This window comes from Streptococcus sp. ELY_86, from assembly GCF_058314495.1.
Map to the genome: position 1 here is coordinate 41,098 of NZ_JBZFUK010000005.1, position 15,724 is coordinate 56,821.

The 15,724-nt window shown below is 44.4% G+C and carries 15 protein-coding genes; all 15 read left to right on the forward strand.

The window, feature by feature from the left end:
• The first annotated feature begins 11 nt into the window (after positions 1 to 11).
• The 15 genes from pbp2a (at position 12) to AC4HAN_RS07755 (ending at position 15,698) form a co-directional block, all read left to right on the forward strand.
• Positions 12 to 2,282: a penicillin-binding protein PBP2A gene (gene pbp2a / locus AC4HAN_RS07685; protein WP_491091994.1), complete on the forward strand. Its 2,271-nt coding sequence runs from the start codon at positions 12 to 14 to the stop codon at positions 2,280 to 2,282.
• A gap of 51 nt (positions 2,283 to 2,333) precedes the next feature.
• Positions 2,334 to 2,486 (forward strand): 50S ribosomal protein L33, encoded by a 153-nt coding sequence (gene rpmG / locus AC4HAN_RS07690; protein WP_486388101.1) that lies wholly within the window; start codon positions 2,334 to 2,336, stop codon positions 2,484 to 2,486.
• A gap of 11 nt (positions 2,487 to 2,497) precedes the next feature.
• Positions 2,498 to 2,674, forward strand: coding sequence for a preprotein translocase subunit SecE (gene secE, locus AC4HAN_RS07695; RefSeq protein WP_491091995.1), 177 nt, complete (start codon positions 2,498 to 2,500; stop codon positions 2,672 to 2,674).
• Positions 2,675 to 2,895: 221 nt separating this feature from the next.
• Positions 2,896 to 3,435 carry a transcription termination/antitermination protein NusG gene (nusG, locus tag AC4HAN_RS07700; RefSeq protein WP_491091996.1) on the forward strand — a complete coding sequence of 180 codons (540 nt, stop codon included), beginning with the start codon at positions 2,896 to 2,898 and terminating at the stop codon, positions 3,433 to 3,435.
• Between the two features lie 231 nt (positions 3,436 to 3,666).
• On the forward strand, positions 3,667 to 4,509 hold the full coding sequence (locus tag AC4HAN_RS07705) for a patatin-like phospholipase family protein (protein ID WP_491091997.1): 843 nt from the start codon (positions 3,667 to 3,669) through the stop codon (positions 4,507 to 4,509).
• A 185-nt stretch (positions 4,510 to 4,694) separates the two neighbouring features.
• Entirely contained in the window at positions 4,695 to 5,153 is a 459-nt protein-coding gene (locus tag AC4HAN_RS07710) for a ferritin-like domain-containing protein (RefSeq protein WP_491091998.1), read from the forward strand.
• Between the two features lie 207 nt (positions 5,154 to 5,360).
• A complete protein-coding gene (gene leuS / locus AC4HAN_RS07715; protein ID WP_491091999.1) occupies positions 5,361 to 7,862 on the forward strand; it encodes a leucine--tRNA ligase in 2,502 nt (833 codons plus the stop codon).
• Between the two features lie 165 nt (positions 7,863 to 8,027).
• Positions 8,028 to 8,837 (forward strand): amino acid ABC transporter substrate-binding protein, encoded by an 810-nt coding sequence (locus AC4HAN_RS07720; protein ID WP_491092000.1) that lies wholly within the window; start codon positions 8,028 to 8,030, stop codon positions 8,835 to 8,837.
• Positions 8,838 to 9,023: 186 nt separating this feature from the next.
• On the forward strand, positions 9,024 to 9,866 hold the full coding sequence (locus tag AC4HAN_RS07725; RefSeq protein ID WP_491092001.1) for a MetQ/NlpA family ABC transporter substrate-binding protein: 843 nt from the start codon (positions 9,024 to 9,026) through the stop codon (positions 9,864 to 9,866).
• Positions 9,867 to 10,123: 257 nt separating this feature from the next.
• Positions 10,124 to 11,497 (forward strand): M20/M25/M40 family metallo-hydrolase, encoded by a 1,374-nt coding sequence (locus AC4HAN_RS07730; protein ID WP_491092002.1) that lies wholly within the window; start codon positions 10,124 to 10,126, stop codon positions 11,495 to 11,497.
• Positions 11,490 to 12,554, forward strand: coding sequence for a methionine ABC transporter ATP-binding protein (locus AC4HAN_RS07735; protein ID WP_491092003.1), 1,065 nt, complete (start codon positions 11,490 to 11,492; stop codon positions 12,552 to 12,554). Before AC4HAN_RS07730 ends, AC4HAN_RS07735 begins: the two co-directional genes overlap by 8 nt.
• A 3-nt stretch (positions 12,555 to 12,557) precedes the next feature.
• A complete protein-coding gene (locus AC4HAN_RS07740) occupies positions 12,558 to 13,247 on the forward strand; it encodes a methionine ABC transporter permease (protein WP_491092004.1) in 690 nt (229 codons plus the stop codon).
• Between the two features lie 54 nt (positions 13,248 to 13,301).
• A complete protein-coding gene (locus tag AC4HAN_RS07745; protein WP_491092005.1) occupies positions 13,302 to 14,084 on the forward strand; it encodes a carbon-nitrogen family hydrolase in 783 nt (260 codons plus the stop codon).
• 213 nt (positions 14,085 to 14,297) lie between these two features.
• The gene (locus tag AC4HAN_RS07750) at positions 14,298 to 15,143 is read left to right on the forward strand and encodes an SAM hydrolase/SAM-dependent halogenase family protein (RefSeq protein ID WP_491092006.1); all 846 of its coding nucleotides are present in this window, start codon (positions 14,298 to 14,300) and stop codon (positions 15,141 to 15,143) included.
• A gap of 9 nt (positions 15,144 to 15,152) precedes the next feature.
• Positions 15,153 to 15,698: an ECF-type riboflavin transporter substrate-binding protein gene (locus AC4HAN_RS07755; protein ID WP_491092007.1), complete on the forward strand. Its 546-nt coding sequence runs from the start codon at positions 15,153 to 15,155 to the stop codon at positions 15,696 to 15,698.
• The last annotated feature ends 26 nt before the right edge of the window (positions 15,699 to 15,724 follow it).

A 15,724-nucleotide genomic window follows, 5' to 3' on the forward strand; every position in this document is an offset into this window, starting at 1 on the left:
ATAATAGGTGCATGAGTATATTAGAATTGTTAAAAAAGAAATTTTTTCCTAAACAATATCAGGCTGAACAAGAACGCCGCAAAGAGGAGAAAGCTGCAGCTCTAAAGGAAGAGCAGGAAGACGCTGACAGCGGCTATCACCGCAGCTACGGCCAAAAAGCGGACACGGGGAAAGTCAATGCCTTTTTAGCTAAGATCGGTCTGGCTAAAAACGGCTTGGTGCGCAGATACTGGCGGCGTTATCACGTCGGAAAAATTTTGCTGATTGCGCTGGGAACCTTTGTTCTTTTGACGGGCTCTTACCTCTTTTACTTGGCTAAAACGACCAATGTTTCTAACTTGCAGCAGGCCTTAAAAGCAACGACGGTCATCTATGACAAAAATGAAAAGCAGGCCGGCTCGCTTTATGGCCAAAAAGGAACGTATGTTGAACTGGATGCTATTTCTGACGATTTAGAAAATGCGGTGATTGCAACCGAGGACAGAAGTTTTTATGAGAACAGCGGTATTAATTACAAGCGGATGTTTCTGGCGGTGCTCACTTTAGGGTATTCCGGAGGCGGATCCACCATTACTCAGCAGCTGGCTAAAAATGCCTTTTTGACTCAGGAACAAACGGTCAAAAGAAAAGCACGGGAATTTTTCCTGGCTTTGGAACTGACTAAAAAATACAGTAAAAAAGAAATCCTGACCATGTATCTCAACAATGCTTATTTCGGCAACGGCGTCTGGGGGGTTGAAGATGCCAGCCAGAAGTATTTTGGGACAACCGCTGCTCAGCTGACGCTGGATGAGGCGGCAACTCTGGCAGGAATGCTTAAGGGACCCGGCATCTATAACCCGCTTTATTCGGTTGAAAATGCGACCAACCGGCGCGACACCGTTTTACAAAATATGGTAGCTGCCGGAAAAATTTCTCAAAATCAGGCTAGCGAAGCGCAAAGTGTCGGTATGGGCAATCGCTTGAGCGATACCTATGTAGCTAAAACAGATTACTATGAGTACCCGTCTTATTTTGATGCTGTTATCAGTGAAGCCAGCTCTGTTTACGGCATCAGTGAAAAAGATATTGTCAATAACGGCTACAAAATTTATACGGAACTAGATCAGAACTACCAGACCGGTATGCAGCAGACTTTTGATGAGGACAGTCTCTTTCCTGTTTCGCCCTATGATAACAGCAGCGCTCAGGCTGCCAGTGTGGCTCTTGATCCTAAAACCGGCGGCGTCAGAGGCATGGTCGGCCGGGTTAACAGTACCAAGGATGTGACCTTTAGAAGCTATAACTATGCCACACAATCCAGCAGAAGTCCGGGTTCAACGATTAAGCCTTTGACGGTTTATGCTCCGGCCATTGCTTCAGGCTGGTCTATGGATAAGCTCCTGCCAAACAGAGCCAGGGATTTTGACGGCTATAAGCCGAATAACTACGGCAATATTGAAACAGAAGATGTTCCCATGTATCAGGCTCTGGCTAATTCTTATAATATCCCTGCGGTCTATACGCTTGATAAATTAGGCATTAATAAAGCCTTCTCTTACGGTAAGAAGTTTGGTTTAAATATGGATGATGCCAAAAGAGAATTAGGCGTTGCCTTGGGCGGCAGTGTTACGACCAATCCGCTTGAGATGGCTCAGGCGTATTCGGCTTTTGCCAATGGCGGCGTTATGCCGACAGCCCATCTGATTACTCGCATTGAAACGGCCAGCGGGGAAATTCTGAAGAAATTTACACCGAACGACAAGCGTGTTATCAGTAAATCTGTCGCCGATAAGATGACCAGTATGATGCTTGGAACCTTTTCAAACGGTACCGGGGTTAATGCCAATGTTTATGGCTATACCTTAGCCGGTAAAACAGGGACAACTGAAACTAATTTTGATGCCAACCTTGCCAGTGATCAATGGGTCATCGGCTATACACCTGATGTTGTTATCAGCCAGTGGCTGGGCTTCAACGAAACTGACGAAAAGCACTACCTGAGTGATTCCAGTTCAGGAACGGCATCGAATATCTTTAGCACGCAGGCAAGTTATATTTTGCCTTATACGAAAGGAACGGAATTTAAGGTTAAAAACGCCTATTTCCAAGACGGTATTCAGTCAACTTACGATCCGGATGATGCTTCTGACCAAACAAATACAGATTCACAGGACATTATTGACAGCATCCGGGAGAAAGCGCAAAATGCTACAGATTCAATCAAGAAGCAAGTGGATGATGCCAATCTGACAGATAAGGCTAAAAACCTTTGGGATAAGGTAGTCGATTATTTTGAGTAAACTTGCAAGAATAATAGAACCATGTTAAAATAAAAAGGCTATGGAGGCATTATGGCACAGAAAAAAGCAAGTCTGGCCTGTGTGGAATGCGGTTCGCGCAACTACTCGATCGGAGTGAGCAGCAACCCCAAACCCAATCGGCTGGAAGTTAATAAATTTTGTAAATATTGTAAGAAATACACACTGCACAAAGAAACACGTTAGGAGAAACAGCGATGAAATTTATCGGAGGCGTCTTTTCGGTTCTAAAACATACTACTTGGCCGACACGCAAGCAGTCTTGGCATGATTTTATTTCAATCCTTGAGTACTCGGCATTTTTTGCCTTAGTTATCTTTTTGTTTGATAAGCTGCTGAACCTTGGTTTAACAGATTTATTGAATCGTTTTTAATCAGAGGAAATGAAACTATTTTAAGCAGAAGATAGGGTGACTTCTTCCGACTATTGGAAGATCTGACTGTTTACTTTGCGGAAAAAGCGCAGTCAAGCGGCTGCGCTTTTGTTTTTATTGCCGGGAATACAAAAAAACCTGTCGTTTTTAGGCCCTTTATGGTATAATACAGTAAAAGTTCCAAAAGCCGCACAGGCTTTTTTATAATGGAGGAAATTATTATGATAGATTCATTTGATAAGGGCTGGTTTGTTCTGCAGACCTATTCAGGCTATGAAAATAAGGTTAAGGAAAATCTCCTGCAGCGGGCGCAGACCTACAACATGCTGGATAATATCCTGCGCGTGGAAATTCCCACACAGACGGTCAATGTTGAAAAAAACGGAAAAACCAAAGAAATCGAAGAAAACCGTTTTCCGGGCTATGTTCTGGTTGAAATGGTTATGACAGATGAGGCTTGGTTTGTGGTGCGTAATACACCAAATGTCACCGGTTTTGTGGGGTCGCACGGGAACCGTTCCAAACCGACGCCATTGCTTGAAGAAGAAATTCGTTCAATCTTGCTGTCTATGGGGCAAACAGTGGATGTCATTGATACCAATATCAAAGAAGGCGATGTGGTTCAAATCATTGATGGTGCCTTTATGGGGCAGGAAGGCCGTGTTGTTGAAATTGAAAACAACAAGGTTAAAATCATGATTAACATGTTTGGTTCAGAAACACAGGCCGAACTGGAATTGTATCAGATTGCAGAACTGTAAGCAAGATGAAGCTGGAACGTTTGTTTCAGCTTCTTTTCATATTAAGGCCAGCAGGCGCTCCAGAAAAAAATTAGGCCATTGGTCCTGTTTTTGGTTTCATTCTTTCAGCAAAGAAAAATCGTTTAGCCCGGTATTTTTGCTGACAGATGAGGTTCCATCAAGCCCCGGCACAACATTTTCTTGCCATCTTTTGTTATAATAAAGACATTGATTCGTGAAAGAAGGGATTAGATGTCTGTTGGTTTGGTTTTGGAAGGCGGCGGCATGCGCGGTCTGTATACGGCTGGGGTGCTGGATGCCTTTTTAGATGCAAAAATTAGGGTTGACGGTATTGTTTCAGTGTCCGCCGGTGCTCTTTTTGGGGTTAATTATGTATCAGGACAGCGCGGCCGTGCCTTGCGTTACAACAAAAAATACATCTCTTATCCTAATTATATGGGCCTGCGCTCCTGGCTGACAACCGGCAATGTGGTTAATAAGGACTTCACCTATTATAAGATTCCCATGGAGCTGGATGTTTTTGACGAAAAAACTTTTGAGCAGGCCGATATTCCTTTTTATGCAGTAGCGACAAATATCGAAACCGGTAAGCCCGACTATATTAAGATTGATAATGTTTTTGAACAAATGGAAGCTCTGAGAGCCAGCTCTGCCTTGCCGGTAGCATCGAAAATTGTCGAATGGAATGGCAAAAAGTATTTGGACGGCGGGCTGTCTGATTCTATTCCGGTTGATTTTGCCAGAAGTCTGGGTTTTGATAAGCTGATTGTAGTTTTAACGCGCCCGATTGACTACCGCAAAAAACCATCCAGCGGCCGAGTGTACAAGCTCCTTTATCGTAAATACCCTGATTTTGTCAAGGCAGCTTCTAAGCGTCCTGAGCACTATAATGCGACAGTCGAGCATATCATTGATCTGGAAAAAGGCGGGGAGCTCTTCGCTCTTCGTCCCAGCCGTACGGTTGAAATCGGCCGTCTGGAGAAAAATCCTGATAAATTTGATGAGATATACCAGTTAGGACTGGCGGACACTCAAGCTGCTATGGACCAGCTGCAGAGCTACTTAGCGAAATAAAGAAGGCTGTAAATCTTACCATTTGCTTGATTGTATGTGTTCACAGTTACTGATGGCTCACATCTGATGTAATGGTGCTCGAGTGAACAGGGCAAAAGCAGGAAAAACAAAAAATTGATTTAAAAAATTAAAGTGATAAAATTTAAGACGTAAAGTGTATATGGTCAATTTGAAAGGAGTTTTTTATGACAAAAGAAGCAGTTTCATATTTGCAAAATCTTGTAACAGCGATGAATACGCAGGCAACCCACCATCAGATGCAAGCCAGAATTTTTGGAGCGCTCGGTTTTAGCAAACTGGAAACAAAATATGACGGCCACGCCAAAGAAGAACGCGATTTTATGAATCAATTCATCAACCGTATCTTGGACTTGGGCGGAGAACTGAAGATGGAAGCAGGAGAGTCAGAACCGCTTTTTCAAAATCCTATTGATTATTTGAAACATGACCTTGACGTTTCAAAAGAGGGGCTTGCTTCCCTAAAAGCGAACGGTCTTTTTGAAGATTTTAAGACAGACTATGCCACTTATGATCTTTTGAAAGATTATTACAAAGATGAAGAAGAAGACATGCTTTGGACAGAGGCCCAGCTTGATTTGATTGAGCTGATCGGGGCCCAAAACTGGCTGACACAGCAGCTGTAAAAAGTGCAATAGTGAAGAAATCGCTTGATAGTACCCACAGTGGATTTATTCGCTGCAGATATTACAGAGCGGCTCGCAGCTGCTTGCTGAAGCCGCGCAGTCTTACCTATTAGCAACCGAAAAGGCGGAGAAGGAGCTCTTTTTTCGCCTTTTTTCTTTAGTCATTTCGTGCTATAATAATGAAGACTATATTTTTTGGAGAATATTATGGTTTACTATAATCACAAAGCAATTGAAAAGAAATGGCAGACCTTCTGGGCTGAAAATAAGACTTTCAAAACCGGGACGGATGCCTCAAAACCTAAATTTTATGCGCTGGACATGTTTCCTTATCCATCCGGAGCAGGGCTCCATGTAGGACACCCGGAAGGCTATACGGCAACGGATATTCTCAGCCGTTTCAAGCGTGCGCAAGGCTATAATGTCCTGCACCCAATGGGCTGGGATGCTTTTGGCCTGCCGGCTGAGCAGTATGCCATGGATACGGGCCATGGTCCTGCTGAATTTACCGCTAAAAATATTGAAACCTTTAAACGGCAGATCAATTCGCTTGGTTTCTCTTATGACTGGGATCGTGAAATCAATACGACTGATCCTAATTACTACAAGTGGACCCAGTGGATTTTCACTAAATTGTATGAAAAAGGCTTGGCCTATGAAGCAGAAGTCCCTGTCAACTGGGTTGAAGAATTGGGCACAGCCATTGCCAACGAAGAAGTCCTGCCTGATGGCACCTCAGAACGCGGCGGCTATCCTGTTGTCCGCAAGCCTATGCGCCAATGGATGCTGAAAATTACGGCCTATGCAGAGCGTTTGCTGGAGGATTTAGAAGACCTTGACTGGCCCGAATCGATCAAAGACATGCAGCGCAACTGGATTGGCAAGTCAACCGGTGCCAATGTGACCTTTAAGATCAAGGACACAGACAAGGACTTTACCGTCTTTACGACCCGTCCTGACACCTTGTTTGGGGCAACTTATGCCGTTTTGGCGCCTGAACATGAGCTGGTTGATGCGATTACAAGTGAGGCTCAGGCAGAAGCTGTTGCTGACTATAAACATCAGGCCAGCCTCAAGTCTGATCTTGCGCGTACAGACCTGGCCAAGGAAAAGACCGGTGTCTGGACGGGCAGCTATGCCGTCAACCCTGTCAATGGCAAAGAAATTCCTATTTGGATTGCTGACTATGTACTTGCAAGCTACGGTACGGGGGCTATCATGGCTGTTCCGGCTCACGATGAGCGTGACTGGGAATTTGCCAAACAGTTTGATCTTGAGATTATTCCGGTTCTTGAGGGGGGCAATGTTGCAGAAGCTGCTTTCACCGAAGACGGTCCTCATATCAATTCCGAATTTTTAGATGGTCTTGATAAGGCTGCCGCTATTGATCAGATGGTCGCCTGGCTGGAAGAAAAAGGTGTTGGCAATAAGAAAGTGACTTACCGTCTGCGCGACTGGCTCTTTAGCCGTCAGCGCTATTGGGGTGAACCAATTCCGATTATCCATTGGGAAGACGGCACCTCAACTGCAGTTCCAGAAAATGAATTGCCCCTTGTTTTGCCGGTAACCAAAGACATCCGGCCTTCAGGAACAGGAGAGTCACCGCTGGCTAACTTGACAGACTGGCTGCAAGTCACTCGCGAGGACGGTGTTAAAGGCCGCCGCGAAACCAATACCATGCCGCAGTGGGCCGGTTCAAGCTGGTATTTCCTGCGTTATGTTGATCCGCACAATGATCAAAAATTAGCCGACGAAGACCTGCTTAAGCAATGGCTGCCGGTTGACATCTATGTCGGCGGGGCCGAACATGCGGTGCTTCACCTGCTGTATGCGCGTTTCTGGCATAAATTTCTCTATGATCTCGGCGTTGTACCGACCAAGGAACCCTTCCAAAAACTCTTTAATCAGGGAATGATTTTGGGAACAAGCTACCGTGACCACCGCGGAGCCCTGGTAGCCACTGATAAAGTCGAAAAACGTGACGGTTCTTTCTTCAACATTGAGACAGGAGAAGAGCTGGAACAAGCGCCCGCCAAGATGTCTAAATCGCTCAAAAATGTTGTCAATCCGGATGATGTTATTGAACAGTATGGCGCAGATACCTTGCGTGTTTATGAGATGTTTATGGGGCCTCTGGATGCTTCTATTGCTTGGAGCGAAGAAGGTCTTGAAGGGTCACGCAAGTTTCTTGACCGTGTTTACCGCCTGCTGACGTCAAAAGATATTGTTGAACACAACAACGGTCATTTAGATAAGGTTTACAATGAAGCGGTCAAAACGGTGACAGAACATCTTGAAGCTATGCGCTTTAACACGGCTATCTCTCAGCTCATGATCTTTGTCAATGCTGCCAATAAAGAAGAGGAACTCTTTGCTGATTATGCCAAAGGCTTTGTTCAATTATTAGCGCCGTTTGCTCCGCATTTAGCTGAGGAGCTCTGGCAAACGCTGACACAAAGCGGAGAGTCAATTTCTTATGTAGCTTGGCCGACTTACGACGCAAGTAAGCTGGTTGAAGATGACATTGAAATTGTGCTTCAAATCAAAGGAAAAGTTCGGGCTAAGGCTGTTGTTCCTAAGGATTCCAGCCGTGAGGAGCTGGAAAAGATTGCCCTTGCCAACGATAAGATTCAGGCTGAAATTGCCGGCAAAGATATCATCAAGATCATTGCAGTTCCTAATAAGCTGGTTAATATTGTTGTGAAATAAAAGACAATTCAAGGCAGATCAGATAAAAGCTGATTTGCCTTTTAACGTTAAAAAAGCCAAAGAGCAGTGATAGAAATATCTTATCACCGTGATAGAAATAATATAATAGGCAAGGTTCTCAATTAGTGATAAGATAGAAGCAATCAGTATTCTTGGAGGAAACTTATGAAATTGAAAACTATTGCTAAAGCAGGTGTACTTGCCGCTGCTTCGCTTTTCTTGCTGGCAGCCTGCGGCTCCGGTTCGAAATCATCAAAAGAAACGGTAACGCTGGCAACTGTTGGAACAACGAATCCTTTTTCTTATGAAAAAGACGGCAAACTGACAGGTTATGACATTGAAGTTGCAAAGGCTGTCTTTAAGGGAACAGATAAATACAAGGTCAAATACCAAAAGACTGAATGGACCAGCATTTTCTCAGGACTTGACAGTGACAAATACCAAATTGGTGCGAACAACATCAGCTACACGAAAGAACGTGCCAACAAATATTTGTATTCCAATCCGACAGCTTCCAATCCGTTAGTGCTCGTTGTGCCTAAGGACAGTGATATTAAGTCTTATGATGATATTGCCGGACACAGCACCCAAGTGGTTCAAGGAAACACAACGGTGTCTATGCTGCAAGAATTCAATAAAAAACACAAAGACAATCAGGTTGACATAAACTTTACCAAGGAAGATATTGCCAATCAGATCCGCAATCTCAGCGATGGTAAATATGACTTTAAGATCTTTGAAAAAATTTCCGCTGAAACTATTATTAAAGATCAAGGACTTAACAACCTGAAAGTCATTGAGCTTCCGGCAGACCAAAAACCGTATGTCTATTTCATTTTTGCACAGGGCCAAGAGGATCTGCAGAAGTTTGTGAACAAGCGGATTAAAAAACTCTACGAAAACGGAACCCTGGAGAAAATTTCTCAAAAATATCTGGGCGGCAGCTACCTTCCGGACAAAAAAGATATTAAATAAGGCACAAGGGAGCGAACTGACCGAATGTAAAGCTGGAGAAGTTCAGCTCCTTTTTATCAGCAGAAGGGAATCGGTCAAACAATAGATATAGTTTAAAACTATAAGAAAACGCTTGAAATAACAATTTGATAGCTATAAGCAATTATGAGAAAATAAGTGTACTTTAATAGAAAAGGTGGATTGACAATGAATTTGAAAAAAGCATTAAGTGTTTTAGGTTTGACCCTGGCAGCAGTATTTCTGCTTGCAGCCTGCGGTCAAAAAAGCGATAAAAATACCCTGACTGTCGGTGTGATGACCATGACGGATTCTGACAAGGCGCGTTGGGACAAGATTGAAGAACTCCTTAAAGAGGACAATGTCAAACTTAAGTTTAAGGAATTTACGGACTATTCTCAGCCCAATAAGGCTCTGAAAAACGGAGAAGTCGACATCAACGCCTTCCAGCATTACAATTTCTTAAATGACTGGAATAAGGAAAACAAGGGAGATTTGGTGGTTGTTGCTGAAACTTATATCAGCCCTGTTAATCTCTTCTCAGGAACTGAAAACGGCAAAGCCAAATACAAGAGCGTTAAAGAGCTGCCAAATGGTGCTCAGATTGCTGTTCCTAACGATCCTACCAACGAAAGCCGTGCCCTTTACGTCCTTCAGGATGCCGGTCTTATTAAGTTAGATGTATCAGGCGATACGCTGGCAACCATCAAAGATATCAAGTCCAATTCTAAGGATCTTGATATTAAAGAAGTTGATGCCAGCCAAACAGCCAGAAACCTGACTTCTGTAGATGCTGCGATTGTCAATAACAGTTACGCTGTTCCGGCTAAAATTGATTTTAAAACGTCTCTTTACAAAGAAAAAGTCAATGCCGGTTCTAAGCAATGGATTAACATCATTGCCGCACAAAAGAACTGGAAAAAATCAGATAAGGCAGCTGCTATTAAGAAATTAATCAAGGTTTATCATACAGATGCCGTTAAGAAAGTTATCGAAAAGACATCAAAAAATGTTGACCAACCTGTCTGGTAAGTGATAGCAGGAAAAAGGCAAGCAAATGACAAAGCAGGGCTCCGTAACTATTTTTCGGAGCTTTTGCCCCTGCCAAGGCGGGGCAGATGAGTGGGGAACAGTATTTGAGACCGGAGGTTTCTTGTTTGCAAGCTGAAAAAGTCTTAAAGGGCTCTTCATTTCTTTAAGTCATTGCTGCCTTAGACATGTCAAATGCAGATTACTGAAAGCGAGAGGTTGAGACACGGTCCCAGCCTCTTGTCGTATAAAGGAGAACAATGGTAGTTTCAAGCGAAAAAGAACAAATTGCTAAGTTTTGGCAGGATGAAGTTGCTCAGCATTATTTTGAAGTTTTGCGAACCTTGATTTCTAAAAAGTCGATATTTGCCCAGCAAACAGGTCTTCAGGATGTTGCCGGCTATCTGGGAGAAATTTTTGCCAATGTTGGTGCGGAGGTGACGATTGATGAGACCTATACGGCTCCTTTTGTCATTGCTAAATTTAAAAGTCCCAACCCGCAGGCCAAGACGATTATTTTTTACAATCATTACGACACTGTACCGGCTGACGATGATCAGGTCTGGACAGACGATCCATTTAAGCTGACCGTGAGAAAAGGTTATATGTACGGCCGCGGTGTTGATGATGATAAAGGACACATCACGGCTCGCCTGACAGCTGTCCGAAAATATATGCGTGAGGTGGGCGATCTTCCTGTTAATATTACCTTTATCGTAGAAGGAGCCGAAGAATCAGCCTCGACAGACCTTGATAAGTATTTGTCCAAGTATGCGGACAGTCTGCTGCCGGCTGATGTCTTGATCTGGGAGCAGGGTGTTAAAAACAGCCTTGGACAGTTAGAGCTGACAGGCGGAAATAAGGGAATTATCACTTTTAATCTTTCAGTTTCCAGTGCCGAAGTGGACATTCATTCCAAGTACGGAGCAGTTGTTGAGTCTGCAACCTGGTATCTGCTGAATGCCATTTCCAGCATGCGGGCCGATGACGGCCGGATTTTGATTGATGGTATTTATGATCAGGTATTAGAGCCCAATGAGCGCGAGCTGGATTTGGTGGAGCGCTTTGCCCTTGAAAACAGCGAAGGGCTGCGCAGGGTTTACGGCCTGAAACTTCCGGCTTTGAAAAAAGAGCGTCAGGATTTTCTGAAGACCTACTTTTTTGAACCGGCTCTGTCTATCGAAGGGCTTTCCTCGGGCTATCAGGGTCAGGGAGTGAAGACTATCCTTCCGGCAGCTGCCAGTGCTAAGATGGAAATGCGTCTGGTGCCTGGGCTCAGTCCTCAATATGTTTTTGAAAAAATCAACAGCCACCTGAGAAAACTGGGATTTGAACATGTCAAAGTAACCTATACCTTGGGAGAAGAATCCTACCGCAGCGATATGAGTGCTCCGGCCATTTTGAATATTGTAGAATTAAGCAAGCAGTTTTATGAAGCGGGGGTCTCCGTTTTGCCAACCGCAGCAGGCACGGGGCCTATGCACACAGTCTATGAAGCTTTAGGCGTTCCTATGGTGGCTTTTGGCATCGGCAATCCAAACAGCCGGGATCATGGCGGCGATGAAAATGTCAACCTAGCCGACTACTACACCCACATTGAATTAATTAAGGAGCTAATCAGAAGTTATGAGTAAGGCGATTATACAACTCGATCATATTGATATCACCTTTCATCAAAAAAAGCGCCAAATAGAGGCGGTTAAGGATGTCAGTGTGCATATTAATCAGGGCGATATCTACGGCATTGTCGGCTATTCCGGTGCCGGTAAGTCTACGCTTGTGCGTGTTATCAATCTTTTGCAGATACCGACGGCCGGAAAGGTCACGGTTGATGACGATGTCACCTTTGATAAGGGGAAAATTCAGCTGTCCAGTCAGGAACTGCGGCAGAAACGGCATGAAATTGGCATGATCTTTCAGCATTTCAATCTCATGGCACAAAAGACTGCTAGGCAGAATGTTGCCTTTGCTTTGCGGCATTCAGACTTAAGCGCTGCGGAAAAAGACAAAAAAGTCGCAGAACTGCTGGACTTAGTAGGTTTGTCTGACCGTGCAGATAATTATCCCGCTCAGCTGTCAGGCGGGCAAAAGCAGCGTGTGGCTATTGCGCGTGCGCTGGCTAATGATCCTAAGATTTTAATTTCGGATGAAGCAACGTCTGCCTTGGATCCTAAAACGACCAAGCAGATTTTGGCACTCCTGCAGGATTTAAACAAAAAATTAGGCCTGACGATCGTCATGATTACCCATGAAATGCAGATTGTCAAGGATATCTGCAACCGTGTGGCTGTCATGCAGGCTGGAGCGCTGATTGAAGAAGGTTCGATCTTGGATATTTTTTCTAATCCTAAAGAAGAGCTGACCAAGGACTTTATTGAAACAGCGACTGGTATTGAAGAAGCCCTGCTTAAGATCAAGCAGCAGGATATTGTCCAGAACTTACCGGCAGACGCGGTCTTACTGCAGCTGAAATATGCCGGTACAGCCACAGATGAGCCGATTTTAAACAATCTTTATAAGCATTATCAGGTAACTGCCAATATTCTTTACGGCAATATCGAGATTTTAGAAGCCACACCTGTCGGAGAAATGATTGTCATTTTAGAGGGGGATGCGACTAATATCAAGCAGGCGCTTGATAATTTAAAATCATTAGATTTAGCAGTGACTGTTTTAAAGAGGGGAGCTTAAGGAATGCATGTAATTCAAACTTATTTACCAAATGTTTATGAGCTTGGTCTGACAGGAGATGCAGGCTGGCTGACAGCTCTTTTAAATACGCTGTATATGACCGTTGTTCCTTTTATTATCGGCGGCGGTGTCGGTCTGATTTTTGGCCTTCTTTTAGTGCTGATGGGGCCTGACGGTGTGATTGAAAACAAGACAGTCTGCTGGATTATTGATAAGATAACATCTGTTTTTCGAGCCATTCCCTTCGTCATTTTAATTGCTGTACTGGCACCTTTGACCATGCTTTTGATGCAGACAAATCTGGGGGCGACAGCAGCCTTGGTTCCTTTGTCCTTTGCGACCTTTCCTTTCTTTGCCCGTCAGGTTCAGGTTGTCTTTTCTGAGTTGGACCGCGGTGTGATTGAAGCGGCTCAGGCTTCGGGTGCTACTTTTTGGGATATTGTCAAGGTTTATCTCAGTGAAGGTTTTCCGGACTTGATCCGTGTGTCAACAGTGACCTTGATTTCACTAGTTGGTGAAACGGCTATGGCGGGAGCTATCGGAGCCGGAGGACTTGGAAATGTTGCCATTTCTTACGGTTATAATCGGTTTAACAATGATGTGACCTGGGTTGCAACTCTCATCATCCTGCTGCTTATTTTTAGTATTCAGTTTATCGGCGATACGCTGACAAGAAAAGTCAGCCACCGCTGATAAAGCGGCTGTGTTTTAGCTAAAAGTGGCTGTGATGATTTTGGAGGTGATTTTTTGAAGGTAAGTCTTATACAGTTTGATGTCAGAGACGGCCAACCCCAGCTCAATAAAGAAAAGGTTCAGAAACTCCTGCAAGAAGCGCTTGCGGAAAATCCTGATGTCATGGTTCTGCCGGAATTATGGAATACCGGCTATGCTTTGGACGAGCTGGAAGAGACTGCTGATGAAAATGGAAAAGACAGCATCGCCTGGCTCAGCCAGTTTGCTGGGGAGCATCAGGTAACCTTGGTGGCAGGCTCTGTCGCTGTCAAGCGGCAGGGTAAATTTTACAATACTGCCTATACCTTTGCTGCAGATGGCAAACTGGTCAATGCCTATGACAAGGTGCATCTTTTTGGTCCAATGGCAGAAGATCGTTTTTTGACTGCAGGGCAAAAAGAAAGCCACTTTGAGCTTGGCAAGGTCAAAGCCGTCCATGTCATCTGCTATGACATTCGCTTCCCGGAGTGGACCCGCAAATTAATGAGTCAGGGAGCAGAGCTTCTATTTGTATCTGCCCAATGGCCTGCCGGCAGAATTTCGCAGTGGCGGATTCTGCTACAGGCGCGGGCTGTCGAAAATCAAGCCTTTGTCATTGCTGTCAACCGTATCGGCCGGGGAGCACAAGATTGCTTTAACGGACATTCGCTTGTGATTGATCCTTTGGGGAATATTTTGCTGGAAACGGATGACAGGGAAGGCATTTTCAGCAGCCAAATTGATGTGCAGCAGGTTCAGGAGGTGCGAGGACAGATTCCTGTTTTTGCCGATCGCAGGCCGGAGCTTTACGAGGGTTAAAAGGCTAAAGATCATAAAAGTTACTTTTCTCCTATGCTGTTCAGCGGCAGAGATGCTTATCTGTTGCCTGTTTTTAGCATGGAATAATAGAAATCGCTTTCTTGCGGGAGCGTAAGGCTGAGGCAAAGCTGTTTTAATCTTTTTTTAATGGAATGCGCCGCAAAAGTCCGTCTTGTGATAAAATAGGAATTGAAAGGAAGGCGAGTCAGTTCAATGAGCAATAATTTATTAGTTTTGCAGTCAGATTTTGGTTTGGTTGACGGTGCGGTATCAGCTATGATTGGTGTGGCACTGCAGGAAGAGCCGACACTCGGCATTCATAATTTGACCCATGAAATCACTCCCTATAATATTTTTGAGGGTTCCTACCGTCTCTTTCAAACGGTGGAATATTGGCCTGAAGGCACGACATTTGTGTCGGTTGTGGATCCGGGAGTCGGTTCTGACCGAAAAAGTGTTGTGGCTCTGACTGAGAAAAATCAGTATATCGTAACACCTGATAACGGCACCCTGTCCTATATCAAAAAGCACATCGGCATTAAAGCTGTTCGGGAAATTTCGGAAATTGAAAACCGCCGGCGTAATACAGAACTGTCCTATACCTTTCATGGACGTGATGTCTATGCCTTTACAGGAGCAAAATTAGCAAGCGGTCACCTTGCCTTTGAAGATGTAGGGCCTGAGTTGCCTGTTGAGGCTATTGTAGAGCTGCCGACGGTGACAACGGTTATTGAGAAAGATCTTGTCCGCGGAGCTGTGGATATTTTGGATGTGCAGTTTGGCTCTTTATGGACCTCGATTACCCGCGAAGAATTTTATACGCTTGCGCCCGAATTTGATGATCGCTTTGAGCTGACCATTTACAACAATGACATGCTGGTTTACCAAAATCAGGTCACTTACGGCAAGTCATTTGCGGCCGTCCGTGTCGGTCAGCCCATCATCTATATCAATTCTCTCTACCGTGTAGGGGTTGCCATCAATCAGGGTTCCTTTGCCAAGGCCTACAACGTCGGGGTTGGGCCGCAATGGCGCATTGAAATTAAAAAAATTCATTAAGGAGAAGACATGAAAAATAATTCTATTAAAGCGGTTGTCGCAACCGGTATCGGTGCAGCTTTGTTTGTTATTATCGGTATTTTTATCAATATTCCTCTTTTTGCCAATACCAGTATTCAGCTGCAGTATGCGGTTCAGGCCTTTCTGGCTGTTCTTTTCGGTCCTGCGGTCGGCTTTTTTACCGGCCTTATCGGGCACATGGTTAAAGATATGTTTGCCGGCTACGGAATCTGGTGGTCATGGGTGATTCCAAGCGGTCTGGTTGGTCTGGGCATCGGCTTTTTGAAAAATCGTCTTCGTGTCGAAAAAGGGCTTTTTACGACTAAGGATGCGCTGACTTTTAACATTGTACAGATTATTATCAATGTTATTGCTTGGGGAATTGTGGCTCCTTTAGGGGATATTATTATTTTCAATGAGCCTGCCAGCAAGGTATTTGTTCAGGGCTTGCTGGCCAGCGTAGCCAACGCTTTGACAATTTGTATCGGTGCTACTATTTTGTTAGCTGTCTATGCTAAAACACGGACACAGTCAGGAAGCCTGTCCAAAGACTGACCTTTTTGAAAATCAGGGATAATATC

Excerpts from the sequence above, each read along its gene's own strand:
- AC4HAN_RS07720 (WP_491092000.1), top strand. The coding sequence starts at position 8,028 with ATGAAATTGAAAACTATTGCTAAAGCAGGTGTACTTGCCGCTGCTTCG.
- AC4HAN_RS07755 (WP_491092007.1), top strand. The coding sequence starts at position 15,153 with ATGAAAAATAATTCTATTAAAGCGGTTGTCGCAACCGGTATCGGTGCA.
- AC4HAN_RS07705 (WP_491091997.1), top strand. The coding sequence starts at position 3,667 with ATGTCTGTTGGTTTGGTTTTGGAAGGCGGCGGCATGCGCGGTCTGTAT.
- AC4HAN_RS07730 (WP_491092002.1), top strand. The coding sequence starts at position 10,124 with ATGGTAGTTTCAAGCGAAAAAGAACAAATTGCTAAGTTTTGGCAGGAT.
- pbp2a (WP_491091994.1), top strand. The coding sequence starts at position 12 with ATGAGTATATTAGAATTGTTAAAAAAGAAATTTTTTCCTAAACAATAT.
- nusG (WP_491091996.1), top strand. The coding sequence starts at position 2,896 with ATGATAGATTCATTTGATAAGGGCTGGTTTGTTCTGCAGACCTATTCA.
- secE (WP_491091995.1), top strand. The coding sequence starts at position 2,498 with ATGAAATTTATCGGAGGCGTCTTTTCGGTTCTAAAACATACTACTTGG.
- AC4HAN_RS07710 (WP_491091998.1), top strand. The coding sequence starts at position 4,695 with ATGACAAAAGAAGCAGTTTCATATTTGCAAAATCTTGTAACAGCGATG.
- AC4HAN_RS07740 (WP_491092004.1), top strand. The coding sequence starts at position 12,558 with ATGCATGTAATTCAAACTTATTTACCAAATGTTTATGAGCTTGGTCTG.
- rpmG (WP_486388101.1), top strand. The coding sequence starts at position 2,334 with ATGGCACAGAAAAAAGCAAGTCTGGCCTGTGTGGAATGCGGTTCGCGC.
- AC4HAN_RS07750 (WP_491092006.1), top strand. The coding sequence starts at position 14,298 with ATGAGCAATAATTTATTAGTTTTGCAGTCAGATTTTGGTTTGGTTGAC.
- AC4HAN_RS07725 (WP_491092001.1), top strand. The coding sequence starts at position 9,024 with ATGAATTTGAAAAAAGCATTAAGTGTTTTAGGTTTGACCCTGGCAGCA.
- AC4HAN_RS07735 (WP_491092003.1), top strand. The coding sequence starts at position 11,490 with ATGAGTAAGGCGATTATACAACTCGATCATATTGATATCACCTTTCAT.
- leuS (WP_491091999.1), top strand. The coding sequence starts at position 5,361 with ATGGTTTACTATAATCACAAAGCAATTGAAAAGAAATGGCAGACCTTC.